This is a genomic window from Methylobacterium crusticola, from assembly GCF_003574465.1.
Lineage (GTDB): Bacteria > Pseudomonadota > Alphaproteobacteria > Rhizobiales > Beijerinckiaceae > Methylobacterium > Methylobacterium crusticola.
Genome location: NZ_QOWC01000014.1, coordinates 1 through 11,969, shown reverse-complemented (window position 1 = coordinate 11,969; position 11,969 = coordinate 1). Strand labels below are relative to the sequence as shown.

The window sequence follows — 11,969 nt, the reverse complement described above, 5'->3', positions numbered from 1 at the left end:
TGCCATGCTCCGCTGCCCCCACGAGGAAGCCGAGGTCCTCGACGCCCTCGCCGACTGGCTCGCCGCCAAGCCCGAGGCCGGCTTCATCGTCGGCTACGTCGAGATCGGCCAAGTGCCGGGTGAGATCCGCTGCCGGATCGGCGACGTCGCCTGCGGCCCAGCCGGGCTCGTGGTGCTCGCCGCCGAGCTGCTCCGCGTCGCCTCGGAGGAGGCCAGTGCGCTTCCGGCCTGCGAAGCGCGGCGCGACCTCATGGTCATGATCAAGACCGCCCGCGCTACCCTGCAGTTCCGCAACCTGGAGCTGGCCTCGTGAGCGTGGCCGACGAACTCCCGCCCGCTGTGCCCTTCGGACTGGACGACCCCTGGATCACTCTCGGTGAGGCGCTGACCCGAGCAGCAGACGCAGGCTTCCCGGCCGATCGCCGCAGCCCCGATGCCACAGCTGCCGATCGGGCAGCATACCCCGGAGATCGAAACCCAATGAGTGGGTCCCTCAACCAGGTCCAGCTAATCGGCCATCTCGGGCAAGACCCCGAGACCCGGCGCACGCAAGGCGGTGATCCCGTCGTCAGCTTTCGCATCGCGACGTCTGAATCATGGAAGGATAAGGCGACCGGCGACCGCAAGGAGCAGACCGAGTGGCACTCGGTCGTGATCTTCAACGAGGCCCTGTGCCGGGTGGCCGAGCAGTACCTGAAGAAGGGCTCCAAGGTCTTCGTCCAGGGCAAGCTGCAGACCCGCAAGTGGCAGAACCAAGCCGGGGTCGACCGCTACTCGACCGAAGTCGTGCTCGCCCGCTTCGGCGGCGACCTGAAACTCCTCGACAAGGCCGAACGCGCCGCGCCCGATCCGGACAACTACGGACAAACCCGCATACGCGAGCCGTCGTACGCCGACGCACGCAGTGGCGCAGCGCGCCCGGCGCCGGCCGCCCGTCCCGACCTCGACGACGACATCCCGTTCTAGCCCGGAGCCCGCACGCACCCATGGCCGCCCCGTCCAAAGTGCTCGCCGCCAAGACCGCCCCCGACCGTCAGGACCGCATCACCCGCATGGCCGCGGTGATGCAGCACCACCAGAGCGGCGACGGCGCCTGCACCTTCGCCCACCTCGCCGCGGCCGGCTTCTCCGAGGCCGAGATCGAGGCTTACCGCGACGCCGCCCGCGAGCAGCTCTCGGGCCGCCCGATCGCGATCACGCTGCCGGCCGGCCGTGTCGAAGGCCTCGCCCTGGTGCGACACGCCCGCGCCGTGCGCGCCCGCCGGAATGCGGCCCATCCGGCCTGACCCCTTCACCCCCAGCCCAGAAGGAAGCTGCCATGTCCCAGACCGATTCCCTTCCCGTCCCTGTCCTGCGCGCGGCCGAGATCGTCACGGCCTACGTCAGCCACAATGCCCTGCCGATCACGGGCCTGCCCGACCTCATCGCCGGCGTGCACGCGGCGATCACCCGCCTCGCCGAGCCAGCCAGCCCCGCCGAGCCCGCGCACCCGGTCCCGCCCGTCCCGATCCGCAAGACGGTGACAGACGACCACATCATCAGCCTCGAGGATGGCAAGCCCTACAAGTCGCTCAAGCGGCACCTCGGGCGTCTCGGGCTCACCCCGGAGACCTACCGGGCCAAGTGGGGCCTCCCGCCCGACTACCCGATGACCGCGCCGAGCTACTCGGCGGCCCGGTCGGCGATCGCGAGGCAAACCGGCCTCGGCCTGACGCGGAAAGCCGCCTGACCATGCCCGGCCCCGTCAGCGACAGCTATTCCGGCCCGGGCGACGGCACTCCCTACGTGCCGTCCTGGTGCTACCCGAAAGGTCCGAGGCTGTGCCCTTGCGGCCATCACGAGGGGTTCCATGCCGATGACGGGGCCTGCCTGCACGCCAAGACCTGCGGCTGCTCCGGTCTTCCCCCCGACTGCCTCACGCCGGACGAGGAGCTGTAGGTCGTGGCTGACGCCCTCGCCGCCCACCAGATCCGCCTCCCCCTCGCCTTGAACGATTCCCACAACGAGATCGGCGTCGTGCGCGACGCCGATGGGATGGAGGTCTTCACCGTCAACACTGAGGGCACGTGGCCCGACCACCAGGTGCTCGCAGTCGCAGCCCTTCTGATCGCCCGACTCAACGCGCAGGCGCCGCGCTCCGCCGTCGCCGCGACCGAGAGCGCCCTCACCGCCCTCGACGCGATCAGCACCATCCTCGCGCCGATCGCCGAGTCCTCCGCGGAGACCATGACTGTGTTCCAGATCGCAGAGGACGCGCGGGCCGAGCTGCACGAAGCAGCGAAAGGGCAGGTCTGAGCCGTGCCGCGCCGCCCTACCACCGTGACACAGGCCGACATCGCCCGAGCGATACGCGCGGTGCGTAACGCCGGCCTGCCCGTGGTCCGTGTGATCGTTCGATCTGACGGGGTAGCGGTCGAGACCGTGGGCGGTCCGGACATCGCCGCCCACGCCGAGGGCATCACAGCCCCGCCCGATGACGCGCCCCGCAGGATCGTCCTATGATCGACGCCATGCCTCGCGCGAAGCCTCCGCACCTCGTCCGCGAGCGCACACGGCACGGCCAGCTGGTCTGGTACGTGCGCGTGGGCCAGGGCAAGCGCATCCGGATGCGCGAGACTTACGGCAGCGAGGCGTTCTGGCGAGACTACCGCTTGGCGGTTGAAGGATCGCCGGTAGCACGGGCCGCAGGCCCCTCCCCCGGCTCGCTGTCCTGGCTGATCGCCCGCTACATCGAGAGCGCGGAGTGGTCGGACCTGAGCCCGGCGACGCGCAAGCAGCGCCACACGGTCTACCGGGCGGTGGAGGAAACCGCAGGAGCGGAGCCCGTGAAGCTCATCGACCGGCGCACGATCCTGGCCGGCCGCGACCGGCGGCGCGACCGGCCGCACGCCGCGAACAACTTCCTGAAGGCGATGCGCGGCCTGTTCGGGTGGGCCGTCGACCGGGAGTACGTCGCGAGCAACCCGACGACGGGCGTGAAATTGCTCTCCGGTGAGAACGACGACGCCGGGTTTCACGCCTGGACGGAGGAGGAGCTCGCCGCCTTCGAGGCGCGCTGGCCAGTCGGCACGCGCCAGCGCCTCGCCTTCGATCTCCTACTTTACACCGGCCTGCGCCGGGGCGACGCGGTGCGGCTCGGCCGCCAGCATGTGCGCGGTGGCGAGCTCACGCTCAGGACTGAGAAGACCGGCGCGGTAGTGACGCGGCCGATCCTGGCGCCGCTCGCGGCCTCGATTGCTGCGACGAAGACTGGCGATCTTGCCTTCATCGCGACAGAGCGCGGCACGCCGTTCACGAAGGAGAGCTTCGGCACCTGGTTCAAGAAGGTCTGTCGCGAAGCTGGCGTGCCGGGTGCGGCGCATGGCTTGCGCAAGGCCGGCGCGCGACGCGCGGCTGAGGCCGGCGCGACTGAGGCGCAGCTGAACGCCTTATTTGGATGGGCGGCGGGGAGTCGGGAAAGCGCGACTTACACTCGAACGGCCGACAATGCCCGATTGGCTCGCAATGCACCAGTTCTACCCACGCCGAGCAAAAATACTGAAGGCAGCTCGCCTTGATAAGCCGGAAGGGTCACCCGTGCTCTAGGCTGCATTTAAGTTAAGGCGGGACCAGCGATAGCGTTCTTCCTGGCAATCTGATGCAGGGGGGATTGAACGACCGGCGTTGGCCGAAAACAGTCTGGCAGCGTCCGCCCTCAAAACAGTGAGAACGGACATTCAGCTAGACGGGCGTAAGGCCTTGCCGAGGCGACTCTGACGGCCTACATCGTCGCGCTCACCACCCGGTACAGCCGATCCCGCTATCGACAGATCACCGCCATGCTTCCCCGCGCACGCGCCCGCTGAGCCTGAGCGTTGCGCCCGAATAGACTATCGTGACATCGCGGCGTGCTCAGCATTGCCTACCAGCCGCCCGGTTCGCGTGACAATGTGTCTTGATTTGCATTAGTCTATCACTTGGAATGGCATAGTGGATCTCGGAGTAACTACTTGTGCTGATCACACTGTTCGGGCCTCCCGGCGTCGGAAAGACGACCGTTGGGGATTGGCTCGCGTCTGAGTATGGGTTCCGCCATTATGCCCTCGGCCGCCTTCTCAGGGATCCCGTAGCCGCAGCCCGGATTGGGCTCGACCTGGACACAATCGATGCCGCGATCCGCTCTGGCAGGACCATCCGGTCGCCCGCCCTGTGGCGCTGGCTCAACACGGTGCTGCCGTCGAGCAGCGTGCCCGTCGTCGTCGACGGTTATCCGCGAGAGCCCGGCGCCCTCGGCCCCTTCAACGAGCTCGTACGGGCCCTGCCTGCCGGCAATCGTGTCGTGGCCCTTCACCTGACCTGCTCGCCGCAGATCTCGGCGCAACGGATGATAGCCCGTGGCCGGAGCGACGACCGGCCGGCCATGCCGGCACGGCGCCTATCGCAGTACGATTCCGTCCAGTTGCCGCTGCTTTCTCAACTCGGTGAGCGGGTCAAGGTGATCGAGGTGGACGGCGAGGTGGACAGGACGGTGGTCGCCCGCAAGGTCGCGGCACTGCTTGACCTCGCGCCGGCACAGAAGGTCTGATGAGGGGCAGGTTCCAGACGCCGGGCGACCGGCCTGCATCGCCCCGCGGCTTGCGGCCGCGCGGGGCCGCCGATCCGCGCCTCGGGCCCCGCCCGTTCACGGCGAGGATTCCGTGAGGCGGCCATCCGCGATCCAGCGCGGCGGGATCGTGAGCGAGGGCGATGCTATCGTCATCGCCCACCTGCTGCGCAGCCGGGAGTACGGCCAGATCAAGATCGGCCTCCAGAGGGCATGCGAGTTCTATGAGGCCCAGCGCTACTTCCGGGATCCGTCGGTGCTGGTCGTTGCGGGAGGGCAACACTTGTCCAGCCCCGACGTGAAGGTGAGGCGGTGGGCCTATAAGCTCGTCGCGCTCCTGCGCGCCAACACCCTTCTCGAGCCCCTGCGCGAGGCGATCAAGGTCGAAACGGACGCCGAGAATCTCTCCTGGGCCGTGGCGGCATTCTTCCGCCTTGCCCCGCAGAAGGATCGCGAAGCACTTCGGAAGGAAGAGAATACACCATTCTTCAACACGGCGCTCGAGCTCTCAGCCACCCTTTACGAGGAGCGGCCGGATCTGGAACGGCGCACCATGATCGACCTCAAAGCGTTTGAGGCTGATGTCCTGGTGCAAAAATGGATCTGCCTGCTTACCGGCTATGCCGGACTGCCGCAGCATTCCGTCTCCAGGCGCTTCTCGGACCTGGAGTTGGCCCGCAACCTTGTCAGCCACGACGACAAGGAGATCGTCGAATACTCCATCTGGGCGCTGCATCGGAACAGCCAAGGCACGCCCGGCAAGCTGCTCATCCCGCCGGCGGACCTTATCCGCCACCCCGCGAACGTGAGGAGATGGCTCTACCGCCTGATCGCCAAGACAGAGGGTTCGGCCGTGAGGTTCACCGATCTCCTAGAAGAGGGCATGCACGACGTTGAGCCTGCCGCACGCGAGGGCCTTGCCCTGGGGCTCGCCACGCTCAAGGTCCCGAAACTTCGCCTTTCAATCCTCTATTGGTTCGAGCGTGAGCGGGTCGAGGCCGTCCGATTGCCCTTGATCGACCATCTCGGGCGAAACGCGTCCGGATCGGAGGGAGACCGGCTTTTCCGCCAAACCCTGACGGATGAGATCGCCAGAACCGTCAGCGAGCTGCAGAGAAAGAAGATTCAGTCAGTCCTTGGCGTCGAGTTGCTGGAGGCGCAACCCACCTTAGACTTCGGCGACAACGGGCACGAACTGCTCCGGCTGCGGCTGGCCAGTGCGGGTGGGCCGGTAACCATCAACACACTTCTGATTGCAAACGGGAGCCTCAACATGACGATCGACAAATCCTCGAACATCACCGCCGGCAGCGTGTCGACCGGCATCATCAACACTGGCGAGATCAGGGAAAGCGTCATCGCCAACATCAAGGCCCAGAGCGGCGATCCCGTCATGAGCAGCCTCGGCCCCGAGCTGGCGCGCTTCCTCGAAAGGGCTGCGGTCGAGCCCACCATCAGCGACGACGACCGGCTTTCCATCAACGAGGAGGCGGCGCTCGTGACCGCGCCGGACGCCGGCGACGACCGACTGCGGCGCGCGAAGAAGTTCGGGACCTTCCTCAGGGGCCTGCTCGCGGCACCGGGCGTGGCGAACACCTTCGTTGATGAGGGCACCAAGTTGATCAATACACTCTCGAACCTGGGAGGGTGAGCGTGATGGGGAGCGTTGTCCGCGTCTATCTTTCCGGAAGCATTAAGAAGGGCGACGGCGACAACCGCTCACCCGATCACTTCTGGACGGAGGCCGACGAGGCCGCGCTTCATGCCGGCGTTGCCGGCGTGGAGCTGCGCCTACTCAATCCGGCAAAGACACCCATCCAGCGCTCCGACGTTCGCGCAAACTTCGGGTGCGACCTGTTCCTGGTGCAGCAGAGCGACGTCGTCGTCGTGGACGCGCGCCGCGAGAAGGGCATTGGCATCGGTGCCGAGATGATGTTCGCAGCGAACGCGTCCATCCCCGTGATCACCTGGGCGCCGCCGAACACGCACTACCGGCGCGACTTCGTGCCGAACGTGTTCGGGGAGGACCTGCGGGACTGGACGCACCCGTTCATCTGGGGGCTCTCTGACTACGTTGTCGACCACCTCAACGGCGTCGTGGTGCTGCTCAACCGATTTGTCGCCGATGGCCGGCGGCTCGAGCTGAGGAAAGCTCCCGAAGCCGCGATCGCCCACTTTGTCAGAAAGCACCACGATCTGGTGGACGGCATCATCGGCGGTAAACTGTGAGCGAGGTCGACGGCACCTATGCCAACCTCGGGGCCGGCATCCTGCTGCGGCAGGATCCTCATGGGCCCGCGGAGATCTACGTCGACGGCACCGTCCGTTTCCGGTTCATGGACAGAGTCTACCTGCCGACGACAACCGATCGCCTGTCCATCGAGCAGATCCAAGTGATCAATCGCTTCCGGGAGTTCGAGATAGCCGCAGGCCCGGGCCTGGCGTACCGGAACCGCCTGCGCAGCCTTGTTAAGGGGGTCGTGTCCGCCGTCGGCGAGGGCGGGCTCTTAGAGATTGGCTGCGGCAAGTTCCCGCTGTCGGCCGAAGTCCCGTCGAGGATCTACCAGGGCGTCGAGGTTGACGACGAGGCAATCGCCGAGAACCGGAGGCGCGGGATTCTCTGCACCCGGGATGTCGACGTCGAGCCAGCCGTCGTCCGGCAATGCGACCTCTGCGTAGCCCTCTTCGTCTTCCACTTCCACGTTACCGAAGCCACGCTCGATCTCGTCGCGGGCGGCCTTCCGGCCTGTGCGGTCGTGATATTCAATGTCGTCAGCAGGCAGCCGGAGATCCGAACGCGCGTTGCGCTAGAACTTGTCGGGCGCGGGCTCTGGCTCGGCTCGCTCGACTTGTCGGGCCTCGGGGCGTGCGACACGATGTACTTCGCGTCGAGGGAAGCGGGAGTGGCTCGGGCCCTGGCGGCGAGGCGGAGCGCTGAGACCCTCCTGCTGAGCCCACCAGCGGGTAACTGGCTATCTTAGCGTGGCGGTAACCTCCAAGGACTATTGCCTATCCCGTGATCATGCGATGATTGTCGGATGGCTTACGTTGGCGGAAAGGGAAATCGCTACCGGCACATCGTCCGTAGTATGCCAGAGCACAACACGTACATCGAGGCGCACCTCGGTGGAGGCGCGGTGATGCGCGCCAAGAAACCGTCCCCCATCCAGATCGGCATTGACGTGGATCCAGAGGTCGTTGCGCGCTGGATAGCTGACCCAATCGCCCCCTCGTGCCAGATCATCTGCGCCGATGCGTCGGAGTTCCTCGAGGTCTACCCCGCCGACCGGCACGACATGGTCTACCTCGACCAGCCATACCACCCTGAGGTTCGAAGCCGCGCCCGCACGTATCAGCACGAGTACAACGAGCGTGAGCACCGACAGCTCCTGAAAGTGGTTACGTCGCTGGGCGGCAGGATAATGATATCGGGCTACCAGTCTGGCCTGTATGACGAGGTCCTGAGCGCCTGGAGACGCGTCGACCTCGCAGCCGGCACGCGGCGGGTCCGGCGGGTGGAGTCCCTGTGGATGAACTTCCCGCCCTCAGCGCGGCTCCATGACACGCGCTGTCTCGGGGCCGACTTCCGCGACCGCACCAAGCGGCGGCGCCTGAGCCTTGCCCGCAGGGTCGGGGCGCTCGGGCACAACGAGCGCGACGCAATCCTGCGCTGGCTTGCGGACGCCTACCCCGAAGAGGTCGCTCACGCACTGGGATCGAGGTGATGAACCTCTCGCGCAGGTTCCGCGACCTCCTGTCGAAGACGGGCTACTGGCTCGACGGCAACCCCACCGAGGGCCTAGTCGTCCCCGGCCATCCGTCGTCGCCCACGGACATCGAGCGCTTCGACCCAATCTTTTCGCCGAGCCGCTCGTCGCTCGCCGCCAGTGCACTGTTCAGGGCGCGTGGAGCTCCCCTTGTGGTGTTCAAGGACGCGATGGACCGTCCCGAGCCCACCGATGGCGAACTCGACAACTGGCATGCGGTCTCATGGAACGCAGGCATCGCGCCAATCCTGTGGGTGTCGACGCCCTCGCGCGTGATCCTGTACAACGGCTACTCGCCCCCCCGCGCGGCGGCCCGCGACAGGATCTTGGCCGAGTTCGAACTTGGCGATCTAATCGACGGCACCCAGCGCATCGAACGAGCCTGCGGCCGCCTGACCTTCGACAGCGGTGCCTTCTGGAAGTCGCAGCATGCCCGCCGCCTCGACCGCAAGACACGTGTTGACGCGGTGCTGCTGCACCATCTCACGGCGCTAGAGGCCGGCATCTTCGAGCGCGGCCTACCCTCGTTGATGGCGCAGAAGCTCATCGGGCGGACGATCTTCTCGCAATATTTAGTGGACCGGGGGCTCTTGCCCGAGCGGCGCCTGCGGGCATTCTTCGGAGCGCCGTCGCTACCCGACATCCTTCGCTCGCCCGACGCCGCCCGTGCTCTTTTCAAGTGGATGAAGGTAACGTTCAATGGCGATCTCTTCCCTCCCGACATCGAGGGCGAGGACGAGATCGTACGGAGCGATCACCTCACGCTCCTCGCGGACTTCCTGGAGGGGCACGATTCCCTCACGGGCCAGCGGAGCCTATTCCCGTTCAGGTTCGACGTCATCCCGATCGAACTCATCTCCTCGATCTACGAGCAGTTCGCCCACAGCGCCGCCGGCAGCGAGGCGCTGTCGCAAGGACTGCATTACACTCCGACGAACCTCGTCGACCTGGCTTTGGACGTCCTCCTGCGCGACGCGCGCGGCCACGAGCGCGTGCTCGACCCGGCATGCGGATCGGGCGTGTTCCTCGTCGAAAGCCTCCGGCGCCTAGTCTGGAAGCGTGCGCGAGTTGAGGGTCCCAGCCGACGCCTCGTCAGGGACGTTCTTGAGAACCAGATTTATGGCGTGGACATCAACCCCGCCGCGCTTCAGGTCAGCGCCTTCAGCCTGTACCTGGCGGCCCTGGAGCTGGACCCGGAGATATCGCCGGATTTGGATGCGATGCGGTTCGAGGGCTTGATAGGCAGGACGCTGCAGCTCGGAAGCTTCCTCAACGCCCGTGTTAAATTCCCCAATCCGATGGATGTGGTCGTCGGCAACCCCCCTTGGACGTACGCGGGGCGAAGCTCGACTGAGAGGGCGGACCGGACGGCGCAGCCGAGGCGGACCCCAGATTGGGCATTCCTCTGGCGAGCGAAGGAGCATTGCGCCCGCGACGGGAAGATTGGGTTCCTGATGAAGGCCACCCCCTTCTTCAGCAATGACAGCGTCGCCACGAATGCGCGTCGCCAGCTCCTGGCCGCCTTCCGTGACGTCGAGATCGTGAACATGGCGCAGCTGAGAACGGAAGGCCTCTTCCCGGCGGTGACCCGAAGGTCGCATGGGGCGGAAACGAGGGAGCGCAGGCCGACGGCAGGGCCTGCCCTCCTGTTCGTTGGCCGCCCCGGCACACCCGCGCAGGACGCGGAGCTCGGCCTCGTGAACGTCCCCTGGCTTGAGCACTTCCGGCGCAACGGCGTGTTCGAGCTCGCGCCGGAGATGCGCAAGACGCTGCCGGTCGCGACGATTGGTTGGAGCGCGACGAAGCTCAAGGCGGCCCTGTTCGGGAACGCGCGCGAGTTCGACGTGATGAACGCCCTCTCGGGATCGCCGCAGCTCGTCAGGCTGGGGGCCTGGACGCGGGCCCTTGGCATCACAATGGACCAGGGTTACCAATTGCACGGCGGCGGGAGCAGCCCGGCGTCGCACCTCTTGGGACTGCCTGTCGTCGACGCTGAGACGTTCCGTGCGGTTCGCCTCCCGGAGAGCCTTCCAGCCTTTGCCGCGCCGCACGCCCATCGCCCACGGAGCAAGGCGGTGTTCGAGGGCCCGCTCGTCCTTTGCCCCGAGGGCAGCTTTACGAAGGCCTTGGAGCCCGGCCGCTACCCGGCGGCCTTCGATCCGAGGAGCCTCGCCTTCAGTGAGTCCATTGTCGGAATCTCGTTCAAGGGACAGGACCCCCGTTTGGGCAGGGTGCTCAGCCTGGTCCTGAACTCGAAGCTCGTGAGCTTCCAGCTGGCCTTCGGCGCGTCGAACATCGGATTGAAGCAGCCTAAGGTCGAGAAGGTAGACCTCGAAGAGATCCGCGTCCCGGACTTGCTTCGCCTCTCTGACGACAACCTGGAGCAGCTGGTCAAGATCGAACGGCAACTCGCCGGCGTCGCCGGCCCGACAGGCAGCCTGCTCCAGCGCCTCGATGAGGCGGTGTACGACCTCTGCGACCTGCCCCAGGCCGACCGCCGAGTCATCGACGACAGCCTGCAGCGGAGCCGCCCTATGCTTCTCGATACGAGGGCCGAGCGGATCCAAATGGTCGCTGGGCCAAGCCTTGAGGAGTTCCTCCAGTACGGCAATGAGTTCACGCGCATTGTCGAGATTGCGCTCTCCGAGATGAACGTATACCGGCTCATCACGAACCGCATCGTTCGACTAGGGGCAGACATCGTTGCGCTCAGATTTGACCTTGAGTCCGGTCCGCAGCGACCGATCGGCGCGTTCTACGCGGTTGCACCCGAGCTCTTCGAGGCTCCTTTGATCCGTGAACTTGGCGGCGCCACCCTTCCCCATTTCCATCGCATGCAGTTCCTGCGAGTCTATGACGACCGCTCAATCTATGTCGTGAAGCCGGACCAGCGTCGGTTCTGGCGGGTCTCCGACGCTCAGACGGACGCGGTGCTGGTGCTTCGCGACGCGCGATTCCGGCAGGCCTCGCGGCTTCCGGCCCCAGGCGAGATCCAGTCGCCGGAGCGGCGGCAAAAGAAGGGGCTACACTGATCCTTGATGTTCCCGCGGGTCCGCTTTGGAGACATCAGCCGGTCCCGCTGAGTGGCAGGAATGCGCGCAAAGCCGGAAGCCTGATTCCTGACCAAAGGCAAGGGTCCGGCTGTAGCACGACTCATACCAACGGCCTTTAGGTTTGACCGATGTGAGCCCAGTCGCGCCGGCCAATGCTGGCGATGGTACCGGGTCGCGCGAGGAGCTTGTTCCAGGCGTCGCAGGCGGCCGCGACGATCTCCTCATAGCCGGCGAACACCCGGTTCGAGAGCCAGTTCTGGCGCAGGTACAGCCAGAGCGTCTCCACCGGATTGAGCTCAGGCGCCCGCGACGGCAGGACGATCAGCGTCAGGTTCTCGGGCACGACAAGCCTGGCGCTCGTGTGCCAGCCCGCGCGGTCGAGCAGCAGCACCGCATGAGCGCCGCGCGCCACCGTGCGGGCGATCTCGTCGAGGTGATGCTGCATGGCCCCAAGATCGGCATGGGGCATGACCAGGGCCGCCCCGGTGCCGCGGGCCGGACAGACCGCCCCGAACAGGTACGCGCTCTCGTAGCGTTGGTCGGCCGGCTGGCGCGGCCGCGAACCGC

13 protein-coding genes are annotated in these 11,969 nt (G+C 66.4%); 12 read left to right on the top strand and 1 reads right to left on the bottom strand.

The window, feature by feature from the left end:
- Window positions 1-4 precede the first annotated feature (4 nt).
- The 12 genes from DT057_RS10740 to DT057_RS10680 all read left to right on the top strand — a co-directional run bounded on the left by DT057_RS10740 (window position 5) and on the right by DT057_RS10680 (window position 11,381).
- Window positions 5-313: a hypothetical protein gene (locus DT057_RS10740; protein WP_128562092.1), complete on the top strand. Its 309-nt coding sequence runs from the start codon at window positions 5-7 to the stop codon at window positions 311-313.
- Window positions 310-966 carry a single-stranded DNA-binding protein gene (gene ssb / locus DT057_RS10735; protein WP_407068112.1) on the top strand — a complete coding sequence of 219 codons (657 nt, stop codon included), beginning with the start codon at window positions 310-312 and terminating at the stop codon, window positions 964-966. The genes DT057_RS10740 and ssb overlap by 4 nt, the downstream gene beginning before the upstream one ends.
- A gap of 20 nt (window positions 967-986) precedes the next feature.
- Window positions 987-1,286 (top strand): hypothetical protein, encoded by a 300-nt coding sequence (locus DT057_RS10730; protein WP_128562091.1) that lies wholly within the window; start codon window positions 987-989, stop codon window positions 1,284-1,286.
- Window positions 1,287-1,318: 32 nt separating this feature from the next.
- A complete protein-coding gene (locus DT057_RS10725) occupies window positions 1,319-1,729 on the top strand; it encodes a Ros/MucR family transcriptional regulator (protein ID WP_128562090.1) in 411 nt (136 codons plus the stop codon).
- 212 nt (window positions 1,730-1,941) lie between these two features.
- Window positions 1,942-2,295 (top strand): hypothetical protein, encoded by a 354-nt coding sequence (locus DT057_RS10720; protein ID WP_128562089.1) that lies wholly within the window; start codon window positions 1,942-1,944, stop codon window positions 2,293-2,295.
- Window positions 2,296-2,498: 203 nt separating this feature from the next.
- Complete coding sequence (locus DT057_RS10710; protein WP_238313663.1) at window positions 2,499-3,557, top strand: tyrosine-type recombinase/integrase; 1,059 nt, start codon at window positions 2,499-2,501, stop codon at window positions 3,555-3,557.
- Between the two features lie 434 nt (window positions 3,558-3,991).
- Window positions 3,992-4,564 (top strand): nucleoside monophosphate kinase, encoded by a 573-nt coding sequence (locus tag DT057_RS10705; RefSeq protein WP_128562087.1) that lies wholly within the window; start codon window positions 3,992-3,994, stop codon window positions 4,562-4,564.
- Window positions 4,565-4,712: 148 nt separating this feature from the next.
- On the top strand, window positions 4,713-6,233 hold the full coding sequence (locus DT057_RS10700; protein ID WP_128562086.1) for a hypothetical protein: 1,521 nt from the start codon (window positions 4,713-4,715) through the stop codon (window positions 6,231-6,233).
- 2 nt (window positions 6,234-6,235) lie between these two features.
- On the top strand, window positions 6,236-6,811 hold the full coding sequence (locus DT057_RS10695; protein ID WP_128562085.1) for a hypothetical protein: 576 nt from the start codon (window positions 6,236-6,238) through the stop codon (window positions 6,809-6,811).
- A complete protein-coding gene (locus tag DT057_RS10690) occupies window positions 6,808-7,563 on the top strand; it encodes a hypothetical protein (protein WP_128562084.1) in 756 nt (251 codons plus the stop codon). The genes DT057_RS10695 and DT057_RS10690 overlap by 4 nt, the downstream gene beginning before the upstream one ends.
- 57 nt (window positions 7,564-7,620) lie before the next feature.
- Window positions 7,621-8,307, top strand: coding sequence for a DNA adenine methylase (locus DT057_RS10685; protein WP_128562083.1), 687 nt, complete (start codon window positions 7,621-7,623; stop codon window positions 8,305-8,307).
- Window positions 8,307-11,381 (top strand): HsdM family class I SAM-dependent methyltransferase, encoded by a 3,075-nt coding sequence (locus DT057_RS10680; protein ID WP_128562082.1) that lies wholly within the window; start codon window positions 8,307-8,309, stop codon window positions 11,379-11,381. Before DT057_RS10685 ends, DT057_RS10680 begins: the two co-directional genes overlap by 1 nt.
- A 136-nt stretch (window positions 11,382-11,517) precedes the next feature.
- Here DT057_RS10680 and DT057_RS10675 read toward each other — a convergent pair.
- The coding region (locus DT057_RS10675) for an IS630 family transposase (protein WP_128562081.1) at window positions 11,518-11,969 on the bottom strand (452 nt) is incomplete at its 5' end.